Source organism: Sulfuricurvum sp. (genome assembly GCF_041651515.1).
Taxonomy (GTDB): domain Bacteria; phylum Campylobacterota; class Campylobacteria; order Campylobacterales; family Sulfurimonadaceae; genus Sulfuricurvum.
The window spans coordinates 24773-42858 of record NZ_JBAZJF010000012.1 but is presented as its reverse complement, the minus strand read 5'-3'; the positions used below and the strand labels follow the sequence as shown (position 1 = coordinate 42858).

22 protein-coding genes are annotated in these 18086 nt (G+C 49.0%); 10 read left to right on the top strand and 12 right to left on the bottom strand.

Annotated elements, in window-relative coordinates; translation table 11 throughout:
• The 12 genes from WC407_RS14085 to WC407_RS14030 all read right to left on the bottom strand — a co-directional run.
• The coding region (locus tag WC407_RS14085) for a hypothetical protein (RefSeq protein WP_373023318.1) at nucleotides 1-867 on the bottom strand (867 nt) is incomplete at its 3' end.
• 12 nt (nucleotides 868-879) lie between these two features.
• The gene (locus WC407_RS14080) at nucleotides 880-2373 is read right to left on the bottom strand and encodes a hypothetical protein (RefSeq protein ID WP_373023317.1); all 1494 of its coding nucleotides are present in this window, start codon (nucleotides 2371-2373) and stop codon (nucleotides 880-882) included.
• 3 nt (nucleotides 2374-2376) lie between these two features.
• Nucleotides 2377-2916, bottom strand: a complete 540-nt coding sequence (locus WC407_RS14075; protein ID WP_373023316.1) for a hypothetical protein — start codon at nucleotides 2914-2916, stop codon at nucleotides 2377-2379.
• The gene (locus WC407_RS14070) at nucleotides 2858-3733 is read right to left on the bottom strand and encodes a 6-hydroxymethylpterin diphosphokinase MptE-like protein (RefSeq protein ID WP_373023315.1); all 876 of its coding nucleotides are present in this window, start codon (nucleotides 3731-3733) and stop codon (nucleotides 2858-2860) included. The genes WC407_RS14075 and WC407_RS14070 overlap by 59 nt, the downstream gene beginning before the upstream one ends.
• Nucleotides 3734-3902: 169 nt before the next feature.
• Nucleotides 3903-4373: a hypothetical protein gene (locus WC407_RS14065; RefSeq protein WP_373023314.1), complete on the bottom strand. Its 471-nt coding sequence runs from the start codon at nucleotides 4371-4373 to the stop codon at nucleotides 3903-3905.
• A 22-nt stretch (nucleotides 4374-4395) separates the two neighbouring features.
• Nucleotides 4396-5367: a phage major capsid protein gene (locus WC407_RS14060; protein ID WP_373023313.1), complete on the bottom strand. Its 972-nt coding sequence runs from the start codon at nucleotides 5365-5367 to the stop codon at nucleotides 4396-4398.
• A gap of 31 nt (nucleotides 5368-5398) precedes the next feature.
• The gene (locus tag WC407_RS14055) at nucleotides 5399-6247 is read right to left on the bottom strand and encodes a hypothetical protein (protein ID WP_373023312.1); all 849 of its coding nucleotides are present in this window, start codon (nucleotides 6245-6247) and stop codon (nucleotides 5399-5401) included.
• A gap of 49 nt (nucleotides 6248-6296) precedes the next feature.
• Nucleotides 6297-8456, bottom strand: a complete 2160-nt coding sequence (locus WC407_RS14050; protein ID WP_373023311.1) for a hypothetical protein — start codon at nucleotides 8454-8456, stop codon at nucleotides 6297-6299.
• Nucleotides 8446-9060 (bottom strand): zinc ribbon domain-containing protein, encoded by a 615-nt coding sequence (locus tag WC407_RS14045; RefSeq protein WP_373023310.1) that lies wholly within the window; start codon nucleotides 9058-9060, stop codon nucleotides 8446-8448. The genes WC407_RS14050 and WC407_RS14045 overlap by 11 nt, the downstream gene beginning before the upstream one ends.
• Nucleotides 9061-9179: 119 nt before the next feature.
• On the bottom strand, nucleotides 9180-11291 hold the full coding sequence (locus WC407_RS14040) for a hypothetical protein (protein ID WP_373023309.1): 2112 nt from the start codon (nucleotides 11289-11291) through the stop codon (nucleotides 9180-9182).
• Nucleotides 11288-11539 carry a hypothetical protein gene (locus tag WC407_RS14035; protein WP_373023308.1) on the bottom strand — a complete coding sequence of 84 codons (252 nt, stop codon included), beginning with the start codon at nucleotides 11537-11539 and terminating at the stop codon, nucleotides 11288-11290. The genes WC407_RS14040 and WC407_RS14035 overlap by 4 nt, the downstream gene beginning before the upstream one ends.
• Before the next feature lie 192 nt (nucleotides 11540-11731).
• Nucleotides 11732-12316, bottom strand: a complete 585-nt coding sequence (locus WC407_RS14030; protein ID WP_373023307.1) for a hypothetical protein — start codon at nucleotides 12314-12316, stop codon at nucleotides 11732-11734.
• Between the two features lie 1047 nt (nucleotides 12317-13363).
• Between WC407_RS14030 and WC407_RS14025 the strand changes: the two genes are divergently transcribed.
• From WC407_RS14025 to WC407_RS13980, 10 genes are all read left to right on the top strand, one after another.
• Nucleotides 13364-13561 carry a hypothetical protein gene (locus WC407_RS14025; RefSeq protein ID WP_373023306.1) on the top strand — a complete coding sequence of 66 codons (198 nt, stop codon included), beginning with the start codon at nucleotides 13364-13366 and terminating at the stop codon, nucleotides 13559-13561.
• An 88-nt stretch (nucleotides 13562-13649) separates the two neighbouring features.
• Entirely contained in the window at nucleotides 13650-13988 is a 339-nt protein-coding gene (locus WC407_RS14020) for a hypothetical protein (RefSeq protein ID WP_373023305.1), read from the top strand.
• A gap of 73 nt (nucleotides 13989-14061) precedes the next feature.
• The gene (locus WC407_RS14015; protein WP_373023304.1) at nucleotides 14062-14307 is read left to right on the top strand and encodes a hypothetical protein; all 246 of its coding nucleotides are present in this window, start codon (nucleotides 14062-14064) and stop codon (nucleotides 14305-14307) included.
• An 83-nt stretch (nucleotides 14308-14390) separates the two neighbouring features.
• Nucleotides 14391-14597 (top strand): hypothetical protein, encoded by a 207-nt coding sequence (locus WC407_RS14010; protein ID WP_373023303.1) that lies wholly within the window; start codon nucleotides 14391-14393, stop codon nucleotides 14595-14597.
• 134 nt (nucleotides 14598-14731) lie between these two features.
• Nucleotides 14732-15013, top strand: coding sequence for a hypothetical protein (locus tag WC407_RS14005; RefSeq protein WP_373023302.1), 282 nt, complete (start codon nucleotides 14732-14734; stop codon nucleotides 15011-15013).
• Nucleotides 14988-15410: a hypothetical protein gene (locus tag WC407_RS14000; RefSeq protein ID WP_373023301.1), complete on the top strand. Its 423-nt coding sequence runs from the start codon at nucleotides 14988-14990 to the stop codon at nucleotides 15408-15410. Before WC407_RS14005 ends, WC407_RS14000 begins: the two co-directional genes overlap by 26 nt.
• 243 nt (nucleotides 15411-15653) lie before the next feature.
• Complete coding sequence (locus tag WC407_RS13995; RefSeq protein WP_373023300.1) at nucleotides 15654-15827, top strand: hypothetical protein; 174 nt, start codon at nucleotides 15654-15656, stop codon at nucleotides 15825-15827.
• A gap of 145 nt (nucleotides 15828-15972) precedes the next feature.
• Nucleotides 15973-16566 (top strand): hypothetical protein, encoded by a 594-nt coding sequence (locus tag WC407_RS13990; protein ID WP_373023299.1) that lies wholly within the window; start codon nucleotides 15973-15975, stop codon nucleotides 16564-16566.
• Complete coding sequence (locus tag WC407_RS13985; protein ID WP_373023298.1) at nucleotides 16566-17843, top strand: replicative DNA helicase; 1278 nt, start codon at nucleotides 16566-16568, stop codon at nucleotides 17841-17843. The genes WC407_RS13990 and WC407_RS13985 overlap by 1 nt, the downstream gene beginning before the upstream one ends.
• A complete protein-coding gene (locus WC407_RS13980; RefSeq protein WP_373023297.1) occupies nucleotides 17840-18046 on the top strand; it encodes a hypothetical protein in 207 nt (68 codons plus the stop codon). The genes WC407_RS13985 and WC407_RS13980 overlap by 4 nt, the downstream gene beginning before the upstream one ends.
• Nucleotides 18047-18086 lie beyond the last annotated feature (40 nt).

Here is an 18086-nt window from a genome sequence, read left to right as displayed (position 1 = left end):
TTTGATGACTGGCGACTTCGCGTTTATCTTGGAGTTCTGTATTGAGTTCTTGAATTTCCGAAGCATCATTTGATATTTTGTTTCAGTGATTTGCTCCGAGTTTAATTCTTTGTCGCGGTGTAAAATTCGATCAAGTATTCCCTCACAAATAAGCTGACCACCCATTGCCTGAATCTGTGGGTCGAGCTTGCACAACTCGCGGGTTTTTCTGATAGAGACGGGACCGCGCGTTTCGACAAGCGTATAAACCTGTGCCGAATACATCTCGGGGCATAACGTGGCCGTTATGTTCGTGTACTTCGTGTTGATCGCGGACACTATTTCGCCGAACGTGTTTGTTGCGCTGTCCGCGCAGTTGATTGAATACGCCCCTGACTCCGGGCCACCCACAACGCTGAAATCAATCGTCGTTGCGCCGAATGTGATCGTGACAGTTGTTTCGGAATCCCCGGCGTGTTCAATCGCAAACGCGTAAGGCGCAATCCTCTTGTAGTACCATACTTCAAGCGTCTTGGCCTCACTCGGTATGGGCCACAACGCAATCGTATTTTTCCCAAACCACGCCCATTCTTGCGGTGCTGAAATAACGTCGGATGATGTCATAACCCGCTCTTGGTTCTGTTCAAGCGGTGTGGTGTCGTACTTCATTTTAAACGGTTCAATGCAATCAGCGGGCAATGATACTCCTGCCGCGCTTGCCGTGGTTGTAAGTGATGCCGTGGTTACAATGCAATTTGTTTCTTCTGATATTTCCTGTTCGACAAAGCCACCAATAAGCCGCACATAATACGGCGTTACGCTTTTCCCGGCGGAAACGTCGTAACTGGCTTCTTTGCGGATATATTCTTCAATGTCTTTCCAGAGCATTGCGTGCCCCCGTTAATCCGTCATATATGTAATGCTAAACTGTGCGGTAAAATCCTCATCGTTTGGTGCATCGGATTGTGTGCTTGTAGCCGTGTCCCACTGCTGGAGATACAGCTTTTTATCATTCGAGTTGTCCACATAGCCAATCATGATATTCCCGGCGGTAAGCCCAAACCCCGCCAATGTTCCGACGGTCATGTTTGCATAATATCCGGACGCGGTTTTTTGTGAAATTGGCAATGTAACGTAAGGTGTGCCGGTTGGGGCGATTGCACATGATCCACCTACGGTTAGGCGAATATCGACATGAACCACGTTGCCAATTTGCGTGTATGTGCCGGTCGCTTCGGTTGTGGCCGTGGCACAATCGCCACCATCATCACCGGCGTAGACAACGGTATAAGTCCCCTCGTTGTACGTGTCCATCGGCTCGTCATCAAACTGGAGCGTGTTCGCGGTAACGGGCCACGCCATCGTAATCATTTCAGTGCCGCCGACCATCGTAATGGGAGCGGCGAGAACGCCGTCATCCACGACGCGGAAGTACATGCCGCCGTCAATCGTGCCCGTGGCCGGGGAAACAATTTCCGTGGCAATCTGCCCGTAGGTGTAGAGCGTGGACGTGCCGGTGTCATTAAGCCCTTCCCACGTAACATTGAAAATATCGTCGCCGGCCTGTGCCACCTGATAAATCGAGCCGTCCCCGCGCTTTCTATCCAAGAGCAGAGAGCCACCATCGGCAGTGTTCGCGTTGTTTTGGACCCGCGCGCCGCCAAGTACAACGGTCGTGCTGGCGAAAATGACGTTGGTATTGTCGATGCCAGAGTAGAATCCCGCCGCAATGTGGCCGTAACCTGAAACGGCAAATGCCTGATTCACAACTCCATCAACGCGAGAATTGAACTTCATCAAATCTGATTGCGCCGCCGTGGTCGTTTGGTTGAACCAGTTGTACCCGAAATACGGCGCGGTCGACGCGTAATACGTTTTTGCTGAAACCGCATTATTCCCGGTTGACGCGTGATCAACCAACAGGCTTTCGTTGCCAGAACCATTTTGTTGCGCAATATAAATCCCGCGTGCGTTCGCAGCGTTTGTGTCTATCTGGATGCCGCCCGTGCTTCCGGTATTTGTGATATTAATCCCGTACCCGGCCCGTGTGGTTTTCGTAATATTCAACACGTCGCCGGTGTTCGTACTCGCAAGCCGCGCGGCCACACCCGTGCCAGTCGTATTAGGCATGGTAATCTGAAGCCCGTCGCCGCCCTGCCCTGGCTGCGATGTATGCGTTATCTGCAACGCGTCGTAGGTTGCCGTGGCTGAAAGTTCCATCGTGTTAGCGTCCGTGCGCGCGCCCGTGTTGCCCGTCTCAAGCGTACTCTGGAGCGTTGACGGCGTGCTGCCCGCCACATAGCTATCAGCCACAAGCTCCTGCTGAAACTTGAAGAAGCCGACCGAGGCCACCAGAAAGAACGTGACACATATTTTCGTAATCGCATTTTTCATCTCTTACCTCCGAGCCTGTGAATAAAGCGTGCAGTCGCCCGTGTGCGCATTGTAATACCGAACCCCGGTCGCCGCGATTGCCGCGTCCTCGATAACGATACAGGCGTTCGGGAACAGCGGAACGCCGCTTGTGGCTGACGCGTCAGTGCCGTCAAAGCGCATCGTGACAATGCCCGAGCATGAGTTGCACACCATAACTTTTGTTGAAGTCGCGCTCAATGTAATCGTTCCGGTCGCCGTGGTTGCCACCGTCGCGTAGTCGTACTCCCAATCTGTCAACACCGTGGGACTGGTTGTAACGGTTCCATCAACCGTGAGGCTTGATGCGTTGTCATCCACGCTCACGACATTCGTGATCGTGCCGACTGTGGTTACAGCCGTGAGCGTGCCGGTGGCAATATTCACGTTTTGCGCACTGTCGGTACACCGGAGATATTCCGCTGATAAATCAGTTGTGGTTTCAAGGCACTGGCCTACCGACGCGTCAGCACGGGGCGCAAGCAGCAGCAGTGACACCGCAATCGCAAGGAGAAACCTTTTCATTTTCATCCACGTCCTTTTCAAGTAATTTAACAAGGCTACTCGCTTCACATCTGTAAAAATCCTCGATCAGCCCAAATGAAGCGTCTATCCAAAAAGGCGCATCGTCTTCTGGAACCATGTCGCCGTCTGGAAATACAAGTTTGAGAAATTTCGGCGTGTTCGCCGCCCGCAAAAATCCTTCGTTTGTGTAAACGGTTATTCCAATATCTTTGATATAATGATTTCTCAAATCCGATTCGACAAAACTTTTCATTGCATCTTCTTTGTTGTACCAGCAAAGTTCATTGCCTATTGAAATAATTTGTTTCGCGCCCATCCACATTGCTATTTCGAGTGCGTTTATACCGACAACATTGTGGGCGTGGGTTGCGTAAAGCCGCGTTCCAAACCGCGACTCAATGAGCTTTTTGTTTATGTCTGAAATCATTTTATCATTCGGGTTGAACGTCGCGAATGGGTATATTTTTGCCTTGCCGAGTTTTTCATAAACCATTGGGCTGTTGAATACGTTAAGTGCAAACACGTCGTCATTTTCAATAAGGCTGTCGTCAAACATGTCCACGATAATATTTTGTACGTCAATGGATACCGTGATGTCCGGCTTGATACCGTTCTGTTTCAGGAAATTAAATGACTTGTCCACGGCCATGATCTTTACGCCGTATTCCGCGAGCTTCTTGATGTGTTCAATCTCACTGTAAAGCGACGGCCCCGCGCCGACAACAAGACACGGCTGGCCTTCCCATGAACCGTAAAGACTTTTCAGCGGGGTCAGCTTCTTGATCGTCTCGGTATTCTGATCAATGTTAAACGCCAAGTATTGCCACCAATGAGAAATCCATTTCGCGTGCCATGTCTGCGCGTAGTTCTTCCGGTAGCGCATCTTGAACGCGGCAGACATGCACTTTCTGTAATCGAATTTTCTCATTGGTCTCCTGAAAATCCGAGGGGCCGAAGCCCCCCGGTTATATTTCAGTTACACTTCGTCAGTTGCTTGCGCTCTGGATGATCAGATAGGCCGCAACAGTGTCCTGACTGTCGACGTCTGCGGCGGTCGCAATGCCAAACGCATTGTAAGTCGGCGCGGTTCCGCCAGCCACGGAATCGCATGTACCGGTTGAAGAAAGCCCGATAAGCGAATCACCGGCGGCAATGTCATCGTCGCCGTTGGTTTTGACTGCCGTGTGGTCGCCCCACGTCTGCACCCATCCGAAGCTGCCTGCGGCAATCGCGTGATTGCCAACGCCTTTAACGAGATTCCGCACAGCGGCGGTTCCGCTTGTGGTGAACACGCCCTCCGTGGACGTGTAGTAAAGAACCGAACCATTTGCGCACGCCCCGGACGCTGCCGCAATCTGGCAATAGATGTAACTCTTGTCGCCAACTTTGCGGGTGGTTCCGAGCGTAAACTTCTGATCGGTTCCTGTTACCGTGAGTTCATCAAAAATAAGGCCCATTTCTTTTTTCTCCTTTCGTGGTTTAGCTTGTCACCGTCAGAATGCCCTGATAGCGGGGGTTGCAGCAGATAAGCTGCCCGGTCCACGTGATGTACTTGGTTTTAACAAGCTGCGTGGTTCCCTGTAAGAACGGGGTCGCTACCATGTCATCGTCCTGGTGGACTTTGAGATAGAGGTAGTCGGTGTTGAGCATGTACACATGGTAGTCCGAGCAGTTCTTGTCTACAATCAGCGGCACGCCGTTGAAGTAGATGTTCTGGTAACCCATTTTTGCCACTTCGGCAACGCCAAGCTGCTGGCGCGCGTCGGCCAATTCCCACAGACGGTCGAAAATGGCCTGAGTCGTGACAATCACGTCGGGGTGGTCCGCGCCGTCACTGCACTTGCCCCACAGATTTTGGAGCATCTTCATTGTCAGCGCCGTGGTCGCAACGCCGGTGGCGGTGTACTGGTTTTTCCAGAAGTCCGTCGCCGTGGTCGAGTCGCGCGTGATGCCGCCGTATGCCCCGGCGGTCGGGTTCGAGGTCGGGTCAATCGGAACAGCCGCTTTGAGGCCCACGAGCGGCGCCATGCCGTATGTGGCCTTCACGCCGTCGCCAAACAGCGCGGTTGTCAGATTGTATTCCATCGTTTTCTTGGCGTTCTCGTACTTCGCCTCCAGAAGATCGAACACGGCCGACTTGCCACGGTTCGCGAGATCGTCGGTGTACGACAGGGAAATATCGACCTCGTAGTGCGCGGGCTCGAAAATTGCGTTTTCGACAAGCTGCTTGTCCACGGGGGTCAAGTCCTGCATACCGGTGTAGGAGCCGCCGTTGCCGCGCTTGTTCATGATCGGCTCGGCGAGGAACACGCCGCCGTCGTAGGTCTTCTGCTTTTCGCGGAGCTTGTTCAGAATAAAATGCTTCTTGAAGATCGTGTCTTTCAGGGTGGAATCGAACTGTCCCATCGTGGACGTGTTCAGATTGTCCCATGTGATGGTTCGTGAGGACATTGTTTATTTCCCCTTCCTTTTTTGCTTTTTGTTACGAATCCGATTTCAATGCCGCCGTCAAATCCCTGAAACTGGAATATTTCACTGGCGGCTTTTCCGGGTTCGCCGGTGATCCTGGCGAAGCATGACGCTCGGATGCCCGGGCCGCAGTTGGTTCTTTGGCCTTGACAGCCGCGCTTGTCGAATGCCCATTGCCGGATACCTTTTTACCGAGTCGTTTCAGCCTGTAGGTCGAAATTCGGTGGTGCGCTTCATGCTGTATAAACGTCTTTGGAAACTTGGCGATAGCGGGATCATTCTCTTTCAATCCCTGCTTGGCGAAGTCGCGGATAATGTAGTCTCGCGCGTCCGGGTCTGTAATGCCCTCTTCACGCAAGGCCGTGTCAATCGCGTCCATGAGTTTTGACTTGGCTTGCCCCACGAGGCCGATTGTCTGTGTTTCGGTGAGTTCTGAATAAAGCTCATTGACGGCATACGCGAGATACCGTACCGAGTCACCGACTTCCTTAGAGACTTCGCCTTCCTCGACTTGCGCGGCAATGTTTCTGTCAACCCATTTCGCGACATCCGCGACTGACGGTTTTTGTCGATTCTGCTGCGGTGCCGCCTCTTGTGGAGCGTCCTTTGAATTGGCAATCTTCTCGACGAGATTGTGGTATCTGTCCTTGTAGGACTGTTCCTCTCGCCGGGCAATTTCCGCTTCATCTGGTTCGGCATCCTCATCCTCGAAATATTTCATTCGAAGATCGTCTTCGCTTATGCCGCCGTCTTCGCCTTTCGCCTCCCCGTCAACTGTGCCGTCATCGGGTGATTCAGGTTCCTGATTACCATCCTCGGGCACTTCTGTTTCAGGGTCCAATACTGTTTCGTCTGCGTCCATTGTTGGTTCCCGATTCGATTTATGAACGGCTACCGGATATACCGATCCGTCAATCCTCGACTACCGGGCCTCCTTTGGGTGTTTGTGAAGCCGCCATTTTTTCGGCTGATAGAATCCGTCGTAACTCGTTAATCTGCTTTGTGTTGGCCTCAACTTGCGAAGTCCACTTTTCAGTGTCGTCGCTCATCTGTTGGCGAAGTGTTCTGTATTGCTCTTGAATCTCCATTGACTGTTGCTTTATTTGAGCCGAGCCAGCCTGTGTCTTCATGGCAAACTTGGCGCGTTCAACTTCGTCCTCTGCCTTTTGAAGTGCCGCCGCGTACTCTTGCATTTGCTGCTGTAGCATTTCATTCTGCTGTGTAAGCTCTTGAATGATGTTTTTGAGTCCGGCGGCTTCATCGGCATCGGCCAATATCTCTTCGGCGTTATCAACGCGGAGAGTCTTAATAAGATGTTTGCGCCCGACGACGGGGCCGCCATCTTCGGCAATCATGTTCCCCAATGTCAAAATCGTGTTGGCTTGCGACACAGGGTCAATCGGCATGATCGAGTCCGGCATTACATTTATGTCCGCGCCCCAAAGAAACATGTCGAGCGGCAGCGGTAGCTTGTGCCATTTTTTGTCGTAAATAACCTTATATCCTGCTTTTGCAATGGAGAGAAACAAGCTGAAATATCCCGTTCCAATCCGGCTTAACGTGTTCGCATACTGGTTGACCGACAACGACATGGTTTGCGAGACGCGGCCATTCTCAATCATCATGGCCTTGCCCGAAACCACTTTGCTGTAATTATCGCCCTCTGATGGGGTGTTGATTCCAACGGATTCTTTGGCGTGGCGCGAGAAGAAAATATGCGCGTCCATCGCCTCTGTCAGCATGTTTTGCGGCTTGTGATACTGTATCGCGCCGATGCTGTTTACTTTTTGTTTTATCCCAATTTGATTCGAAAGGTTTTGTATATTTGCTTCTTCGCCTTCTTCGTAGAAAAGAATATCATTCCCGTTGGCGCGGAGGTTGGCCTGACCGAGTTGGACGCATTCCGTGGCAATCAGGTGATCATTCATTGCATCCTGTGCCGGCGCGCGCCCGTGAAGGTCGTCAATCGGGTCTGGAAAGAAACTGAAAACAGGACCGCCAACAACATCATTGGCCTCGTCTTTCAAAATCCATAAGCCTGATTCGGTTTCCTGCCCGGGAATGAAAGTGATTACACGGCCATTCGGGTAAACATATACTTCATCGTAGATTTCAAACTGTGATGCTGTTTCAAGGTCAACGGTTGTATCGTCGTAGCAAAACGCGCGGACAACAAGCGCACGCCTTACTTTGAATTTATTTTCCCCATCGGTTACATCAAAATTTTCCTTGAACTCTGAATATTCAGGGATTGCCTTTATTTTGTCCTCATTGATTCCGTACTCTTTTGCAATGTCGCGGACATCCATCGGCTTAATGTGAAAATATATTTTTCTGTCGCCGATGCTTTTCGCAAGGGGATCTTCAATTATGTTTTCCTGCGGGATATTTTCAAGGATGATGTGCGGCCCGGATCCAGGCCACGCACCCGGCTTGTTCTCCACAATGCGTATCTGTACGTCGCCGCGCCCGTGGAGATACCCATGCGTGCAAAGCACGTTAAGAATGCCCTGTTTTGAATTATCATGGTGGAGCCAACGGATAATATTCTGGTCTATCAGATCGTCAAAAAATTCAAGCGCGCCAGCCTCGTTAATGTCTACGAGTTGCTTTTCCCCGTCCGGCCCATCCTCGTAAACAAAACCATTGTGTTTTTCAATACCTTCCTCAAACCATCCGAGCTTATTGGTCGCGGCATTGTACATGACGTTCTGTTTAAAATTCTCAACGGCGTATGGGTCGATGTCCCAAACAGGAGATTCTTTCAATTGAAACGATGTGTATGTTTTCGCAGTGTCGCTGATAATGTTGCTGTTGAAAAGCATCCGTCCCATCTCTTTTGACCCGTCAGTCTGATCAAAAAAGTCGGGCGGTTTCTTGGCTATGTATTCCGCATCATAAAATTTAATTTCCTTGATTCTGTCTTTGTGGAGTTCGTACGCCTTTTTAAAAACGTCGCGGAGATTGAATAAATACTCGTGGTCCTCTGGTAGTTTTTCGGCGTTCTTAACGCGAAAATGGCTTAGGCACGTCGTGAGTTTTTCAGCGTCGTAGGTCTTTCTACCGGCCAAACCGCTTCACCATTTTCCATTCGTTTTCGGCGACGATGGTTGACAGTGTTGCGCGGAGTGTCACGCCGTCGCTTTTGAATTTCAACAGGTCGGGAATAAGGTCAAAGGCGCGCGGGCCACAGTAAACCTGAAATTCGTCAAGGTTCTCGAAGTTCATGTTGTGTTCTTTGGCGACGTGCCAAATCTCTTTGATCAAAACCGACTCGTAATCGGTAGCGTCCGAAATTTTCTTGGCCGTCTCGGACCCGCATTCTGGGCATTTTTCAGTTTCGCCGAGTTTCTTTGCCGCCATGAAGTCCTTTTTCGTCGGATAGGACCAGTCATGGCCGCACTTTTCATTGAGGCATCGGACCTCGTACACCGGCACGTCGATATTCGCGCCAGAATCCGGCACAATGCCCCTGATTTCAGCCGTGCCGCCACCAAAATGGTTATTGTTGTTCACCCACCCCTTAACGTAAAAAAGCCCGTCAGTGGGCTTTGTGGCTTTGGCTTCGGCTTCGACTGCCTCTGCTCGCGCGGATGATGCCTTGCGGTTGGCTTCGCGCTTGAAGTGCAGAAACACGGCTGAATTAGGATCAAATTCGGGAAGTTGTGCGCTCATATTGTACCCTTTTTACAAAATGTACATTCTGCAAACAATGTACCTTATCATTTCAGGGTACAACAAAATATACACCGTGTCAATAGGTGTATAAAAATATATTCATGTTGGTTTTGGCGTTATTTTACGACGGTCATGCCCTTGTAGGACTGGCCGATGCGAAGTTGCCGCATGTTTTTAAGGTCATTCAGCCGCGCCTCGATGCTGTCTTTGCCTTGCAGGTCGCTGAATGCGCTCTTAACCATTTTCGGGTCGCGGTAGGCCTGGACGGCGATTGCCGCTGACATCAAAGCATCATCCCGGCACCCGCGCGCGGCCTGAAACTTCCCTTTTATGTCAATGAATGTTGAAACCTCTTTGATAAATTCCTTCGAGTAGAAAGAACAGTACCCCAAATTCACGGCTTCGCAGAAATTGTCAATGAGCGGCCCGCGCGTTTTACTGGTGGTCATCCAACCGAGCTTGTTTGTCCCGCGTGTCCGGGTCACATTGAACGTCTGTGAGTTCATCATGCGCGACGATGGGTATTTCAAATCCTTATGCAGCTTTTTAATGACGGATATTCCGTGATTGTTGGCCTCAATCGCCGTGAACGCCTTGAAATACATTTCGGCGATAACGTGGATAATGTAGGCAAGGTCAGTCGGTTCACACTTGCCGTACCAACTCGCCACCTGATACGGTGACAACACGCGGTCCTGACACCCGAGCAACACCGGCAGGTGCCACGACCTTGCAAATATTGCTCCGACATCAATAACCGTTATTGCGTGATTGTCGCGGCTGTACTTTTCATCGTCGTCCACGCCCTCAATTTCAATGCCCTCTGAAACATCGACCCCAATAACATACGAATGCCCCTTCTGCGGCATCTCGAACATTGTGAACCGGCCATCACTGTTCCGTCGCATCCTGTGTTCATAAGAACCGTTGTCGAGCTGGTTAACTATCGTTATTTCCCCGATCCACGGACGCTTGAATTCCTTGAGCTTTTCCATGAGCAGATTGTGATTGTTGTTCAGCTCCTCTTGGATAACGCCGTCAAACACGTTGTGGCCCTTGCCCAAAAATGCCTCGCGCTCGTTGATCGGGTATTCCTGTTTGAACTGGGTATCAGACCCGTTGCACTTTTTGTTTATGATGTACCGACGCCAGTGCATCTGTTCGAGCGTGAGATTGTAGGCCCGCATCAAGGTATGTTCTTCGTCTTTCAACTCCTTGATAAAATCATCCCGGGTAATATCGTCAAGCGCACCGGCAATCTTATCATAGACAAACGGCATGGTGTATTCTTCAATCTCATGCCACCCAACAAATATTCTGGAAATTCCGTCACGGATGTCGCTCGTGTACCGCTTGTGGAAATAAGTCCCCTGCCCCTTGGCCGTCGTTTCAATCCACAGCATCGAAAGAGGTTCCTCGGGTACTGCCTGTAACATGGCAAGGAACGCACCCTCCGGGTCACGCCACAGTTCAATCTCGCTCGCGTGGAGGCCATGTGTGGTCGTTGACTTCAACAAATCATCGTCGTACCCGCTCTCGACGTTTATCTCCCCATCCTCTTTATCCTCAATCGACGATTTCAATATTTTCATTTCTGACTTGTTCGGGTCGTTCTCATACGCAACTTTCAGTTTCTGGTGAATCTTTTTGCTGAATTGTGTCTTGTGCGCAATAATAAATTGCAACCGCCCAGGCATGGCCCGCTGAAACAAATAAAAAAGCAGGGCAATGAATGTGCTGCCGCCGAACTGCCGCGCTTTCAACAGCATAACCGCGATTGGCCGGTCAAGTGTCGCCTGGTCCCACGCCGCTTGAAGCATTTTGCGCTGACCGGTATTAAGTTTTATTTCCTGCTTTTTCCCTTTTTTGTTTACAATCCGAAGCCGCTGAATGACAGCCACGAACCGTTCAATCCGGCATTTGCCGAAACTCCTGATAACCTCATCTTCGTATTCTTTGTCAGCCGCAATGCGACGCTCAAGTTCTTTCTGAAATTCTTTTTCGCTGAGGACGCCCCGCTCGTTTTCTTTCTGTGCGCTTTCCCACCGCGCCTTGGCCTCATCACGTGCCGCTTCCAGTATTTCAAGCTGATGCTCAATTTCAGCGTCGACAACTTCTTTTAATTCAACTTCACTTCGGATTAATGCCTTGTAAACATCGTCTTCGGGGATTGGTCTTAAATTGTCTATCCCATATTCTTCTTGAATTTTATTTTCTTCTTCGGTCATGTGCCAAACACCAAAGCCTTGTTTTGTTTGTTCATTGTTTTTTTCATATCAATTTTTATATCACTCCATTTTATGCAGCCAGTAGCCGGGTAAACATCCACATCAAGAGTCTGTTGGCTCCTTGAGATATCGAAAGTCACATATTCAGGTGGCATCTCTGTCCAAATACATGCCTCCCCGGGATTCTCCAACTTCAATATCCGATATTCCAACTCCGATATTCGTTCATTTAATTTTTTCTTCTTCATTGTCCGCTCCCTTCAAGTTGTATCGCCTCCATCTGCGCCACCACCCACATCACAAAATCACTCTGGCTCTTGCGCTCCCTCTGACATACCGCGTTGAATCGCGCCCGTTCCCCTTGGCTCAACCTGAAATTGATATTCACGTCACGCCCACCATCCACCTTGTTCGGGCGTCCCACTCTGATTCCGTCGTTGTCAGGCATCGAAAAATACCTGCCCCGTCCATGTCACATACGCCACGTACACAGTTTTATCTATGTTGGTCAATAACGGTGTGAAGCAAAGCGTGTCCAGCGAATGGCTTTTAAGTTTGGCCTTGCGTATTCTGATGATGTCAACGCCAACTCTGTCAAGCTCTGGGATTATATCTAATCCGCAGCCAACGATTTTCTTTTCATCGTGCATCAAATAGTGCAGCATGTCTTTCTCAAGCCGGTCAAACGCCGCACCCACTTTGATGTTGAAGAAAAATGCCAACTCATCATTTTCAAGAGCCTCACACATTATCATTTGCTTTCGGGAAAGGCAAATTTCGTTTTGGTAATGCGCCGGCGGCTTCGATACAAACCCGCCACGAACCGAGTTGATTATTTCAACCCCTCCATCATACCGCTCCTTCCCGGCGTCCAAAGCCGCAAGTATCTCATTCTGAAACCCAGCCCGCTGATGTACCTCACAAATATGCCGCACAATCCTTTGTACCCGCTCGCTCACTTCGTAACTCATTCCATTTACCCCCATTCCTTTAACTACCATATCCATTTTATTTAATTTTGTCAAGTAGTCGCCGCTTTCTCGCCAAGGGACGTTACTGTGTGTGTGTATAACAGATTCCTTAACCCGATATATATATATACCCCGCGCCACGTCAAGTCATCCGCTGACCGGGGAACCTAAACGAAATCGAGCCGGGGGCCCCTGGGCGTTTGAAATCGTGACAATGATATGCGGCACGCTCTGGCCAGTCTGTAACAATATGTTCATGGTGCGCGCTGGCCGTCGCCATCACCATGGCCGTGACACTCACAACATAACAAACAATCTATAATAATATGAAATTGTATTGAATACACATTTAATACAAAAAGGTGTATGATATCTATATAATTTTCAGCTTTGATTGAAACATACGCGCGCTTATCTGATAAATTGTACAATAGTGATATTATCGTACACGCACAGAATGCGATTTGCGGGCTTTTTAATGGTATATTGATAGTATGATATCAATTCCCGGAATTTGCGGCTTGCGTGATTGTAGGCGCTCGGGCCTGCCCACTGGCCACTGTCACGATCATGCCGGATATCGACCTTTTAGTGTATAAATATTTATACAGGTATGTTGTGTCGTGTCAACTCCAGGACGGCAAGCTTGTAGTCTTGAGGACTACAACGCTGCAATGAAACGCGTGCGCGCGCGAATAAAAAAATAAGATACCGCTTCTTATGGAATAAAAATATGCTGTTGCTACTATCTACCCATTGGGATAAAAAATAGGACTACCGAAAATATCAATACTCGGACAACTGGCTCTAGAAAATAATACATAAAATCATTTTACCAAAAAGATTAAAAGCATTTAATAAACAATAACAAATGCTTTTTATTATTTGAGTTATGGTTTTTTCCGCCCGTGCGCGCGTGCGCATACGATAATTACTCTTATATATAAGATATATGTCGTGAAAATGCCTTTATTCATGCGGATAAAAAAAACTTTGAAAATATTTATAAATAAGTATTGACATTATTATAAATAGGATTATAATGTAAGTAGGCCAGTGAGACACACGGCGCGGCCACAACTTAGAAAAGAGGATAACGAAATGAAATATCCAACACTTGAAAAGCTTTCAAAAAAATACGGGGACACTGTTGAATCAATTGCCCGCGACATCTTTGAAAATATGGCCTGTGGAAATAATCTGTTTTCGACAAAAGAATGTGCAGAAGCACGCAAATATATTTCAGATCATGAAATCAAAACAGGCCGCTGGAACACTTATATAAGAACAACCGTTTGACCCGTTAACCGGCTGCATTCGTGCGGCTGCTTAACCGGCCATGCTGGAAAAACCCGCGCTGCGGGAAACTTGAAACGAGGTTAAGGACATGACAACAATCTTAAAAGCAACAGCAGACAAAAACCCACGTGGCGGGTATTCATGCATTATGACCTGTACTTTTGACGGGATAAACCAATGCAATACTCATTTCGGCGAACACTCAATAGCTTCTTTTTTGTATGAAGTTTTTCAAGCAAGATCGGGTAAAATTCCAGTTGTTAACGACATTTTTATCAATGGGAAAAAAATCCCGCACTATGAATTAAAGAAAATGATGTTGCGCAAACTGGCAACAGCACGGAAAACGGGACGCGGCAGCGAACACTTTCCCGAAGTCGCAATCATTGGAATTGATGCACAATATCAGTTGACGAAATCAGCCTAACCCCCGCGCGGCGGATCCCTTCGGGGATCTTCCGGGCCGGTGTTGACCGGGCAAATTATCGGAGGTGATTGAAATGAAACGCAAAATAGGAAACACGGTATTCATGAATGAAGACGCATTAGAAAATTATGGCAATGGATATAAAGACAAGCCATTGACCATAACGCACATTGCGACAAAATACATGCCTTCAAAACAATTTTTTGCAGAGGGAAAACCTAAGGGCTATCATCCAGGCTATGATGAAAGTGTTAGCCCTATGGCACTATATGACTTCGAAGAACTGGAATTTTCTCTTTACGAATGGGAAATAGCATAACCCGCGCCCCCGCGCCGGTGACCCAGCCTAAAAACTGGAGATCCGGGGCCGGGAACGGCACTAAAACGAAGGAGGCGATTGAGATGGAATTTAAGCCAATTGATTTTTTTGGTAAGCCAGTCAATTCGGGCGATCTTGTACAAATCGTGGAAAAGAAGTACGGCCATGGATTTGAATTTTTTGAATTGGCCGAAGTTACGAGAGTTACAAATCATAATTTTTTAATTACCGGCAAAAATGATTTTTGGTATTTACACAACGAGGAAATTGTACGAATTGGCAAAATCTAAGCAAAATAAGCCGATAGCGGCTACGAATGGAGAGTGACTACCCCGCGAGGCCGAAAATAGCCTCGAAACGCGGTAAAAACAGCACCAAAACCGCTTGACGCGGTGTGGTATAAAAACGCAAAGGAGCGTGAGTCATGAAAACGAAAATCCTGATTACTGGCAAACGGGAAATTGAAAAATTCTCCGAGTTTTACTATGAATGCAAAGCGGGCGGCAAATGTGGGCTTTGCGGCTGCGAGATTCCGGCCAACCACGACAATACGGTCGAAACATTCGCAATTTTGGGCCAGCCTGCAAAGTTGGTCCGGGCCAGCGACGGCGACGAAATGTACACGGTTTATTTAACCGCATGGTGTACGCCGTGCGGGCTGAAATTCAACACGTGGATGAATGAAAACAGAAAAAAAGGAGCGTGACGAGATGTTAAAATGTCCAAAATGCGGGGCTTGGATTACATCAAAAGGCTGTGAAAACTGCGGATATAAACGCGGCAAGCGTGACGAGATGAGCGGACACACACCAGGGAAATGGAAAACAGTAAAAACCCAAGTGCTTACAGGATGGGAAATACACGTTGTTGACGAAAGAGGGATATCAATTTGCGCAACAAATCCAAACGAGCCCATTAGTATTCAACAGGCCAACGCGCGGCTGATAGCGGCGGCGCCGAAGACGAAACAACAGCGTGACGACCTGCTTTGGGCGGCGAAAAAACTATTTGCCGTGTCAACATCAGATTATACTGACCAAGACAAAATAAACGCATGGCTTGAACTCAAAGCCGCCATCGCCAAGGCCGAGGGAAAGGAGTAACAAAAATGCTACAGGAAGCAATGACTGTTTTGTCAAATCCGCAACTTTACGGAATGCACGGCGTGATCCTGCTGACCAGCATCGCCACTGCCCTACTGGCTATCGGCTACCGTTTAAAGTAATTCTAAGCCACGAAAAGCCCCGAGGTATACGTCGGTATACCTTAGGGCCGTTTCGTCACACCAGCGTCCATTTAGGCACACTGTGAGCCATTGTGGATAAATTCTGAAAGGGGTTATAAACATGACAATGAACCGAAAGCTCCAAACATTCATCACTGACGAGATGTTCACGGAGATCGGCCAACACCAAGAGGCTGAAATGAAACTGACCGGGGAGAAACCAAGCGTGGGCTGTATCGTCCGGCGCGCGCTGCGGGATTATCTGAATTCAAAAAAACCTGAAACGGAGTCTTGACAAGCGCGCCGGGCCGTGGTATATTACTGGCATGGCTCGGCAAGCTGATTCCAACAACGTGAAGAAAACACCCAACGGTTGACGTTACACCTCTTGCCGGGCCATACGTCGCCGTTGGGTTGTTTTTTTATAGGATTCGTTAAGAATGGCGACTTTGATTAACAGAAGACAGGCGGCAAAAATGCTCTGTATCAGTTATGGAACACTTAAAAACGCGCGGCCACCACTTGATAAAATCAAATTCTACCATGTAGGGACAAGCGTTGTTTACGTGAAAGAAGAAATACAAAAACTCATCGATGTCGAAATTGTTGGTTTATTACCTGTAGTGCCCTGTAGTGACCCCCAATTACCTGTAGTGCCCTGTAGTGACCCCGGCGCGCAATATTCTTTTATTATTAATAAGGCAGTTGGTAAAGAATATAAATTAAGCAGTGTTATACGGGCATACTATCATAAGCAATACGAAGAAATGACAAAAGAAACAATAAAGCCTGATGCTAAACAAGTAAAAGCATTTAATAGTATTATTAAGCGGCTTTCGGAGTCCAAACCAGAAAAGTACAATGAACAATATTTTTGCGCGCTTGTAGAATTTTGTCTACAGCAGGGAATCGTAGCATTATCGGCAATCGTTTCAGAATCATTGCGCGGGTCGTTTGAATTGGAATTGAAAAAAAGGGAACAGCCCAAAAAATCAGCACGACGGTCAGCCGCCGACAACATGGAGTACGTATAATGCTACACGACATCCAAAGTGAACTTTCTATACTCGGGGCCATCCTATTGGACAACAGCATTATAAAGCTCGTGGCCGGGCAACTGTATCAAAACGACTTCCACAATGTGATACACTCGCAGATTTACGGGGCCATGGTTGAAATGACCGGGGCCGTGGACATGGTGACGGTCAACACGGAACTCGAAAAGCGGCATGGCCGTGGATTCGCCGCCGAACTCGCAACCTGCATGGAAACCGTACCGGCACCCGGCGACTGGAAATATTACGCGGCCTCCGTCATTGCATGTTCGCAACGCCGAAAATACCGGGAAGCGGGGCTGACGCTTTCGGTTGAATCAGAATCCGGGCAGGACTCGCCGGACACCATCGGGATCAAAGCCATTGAGAACCTTCGAAAAATAATGCGCAGGACACCCGTAGAGGCCGTGAACATCAAAACGCAGTGCATTGAGGCCATACAAGAGTTTTCCGCGCTCTACGGCGCCGGTGGTGGCCTTGTGGGCCATTCCACGGGGATAACCAAGCTCGACAATCTCCTGTGCGGAATTCGACCGCAATCCCTGAACCTCATTGCCGGGCGCGCCAAGCACGGGAAAACGTCTATGGCCGTTCAAATTTCCGACCATATTCAAAGCCCGGAAAACTCCGTGCTTATGTTTTCCCTCGAAATGCCAGCTCGTGACATCTTAACGAAAATTGTTTCCCAGCGCACCGGCATAAACTCGCAATCAATTATGCGCGGGAATACGTCCGAGTGGGAAACCGGGCGCGTCATGGATGAGTTTGAGAAGATTGCCGGGTCCGGTTGGATTATCCGCGACAACCCTAACCAGACGATTGAACAGATTGAATCCACGATCTACCAGACGCACGCTGAATCTCCGTTGAGCATGATTGTAGTGGACCACGTGCAACTCATCCGGCACAGCTTCCGTGAAAAACGGTACCAAGCAATCGGACGCGCGGCCATGACGCTGTATGAAATATCCAAAACCTTGCGCGTTCCGGTTATTCTGGTTTCACAACTCGGGCGCGGGGCCGAGGAAGGGGACACGCCGAGACTTTCCGATCTCCGGGAATCCGGCGACCTTGAACAAAACGCGACTTCCGTGACTTTCATTTACAGGCCCGCGCTCACTGGAAAGAATGTCCCGAAAGAGGATACAGACATCATCGTGATTGCTAACAGGTACGGGCCGATTGGGAAATTCAAGGCGCACATGAGCCTGTTAACACAATTCTTTTATGAAGAAAAAGGAGAGGACGCGTTATGAGCAACCTACTCGACATCGGCAAGCGCACGGACGTAATCCGCCGTAGGCTGAAAGAAATCCAATGCGAGCGCGAAGTTTTGAACGCCGAACTGGAAGCCTTAAACGGTAAGGCTCTGGCCGAGGCGTCCCGGATGCGCGGCGAGTTTTTCGAGCTTGCGGCGCACGAGACGTTGCCGGACGGCGTGGCGGGATATCGCAAATGAAGCCGCAGCCCGTGATCATCATTTTAAAAAGGAGAACGAC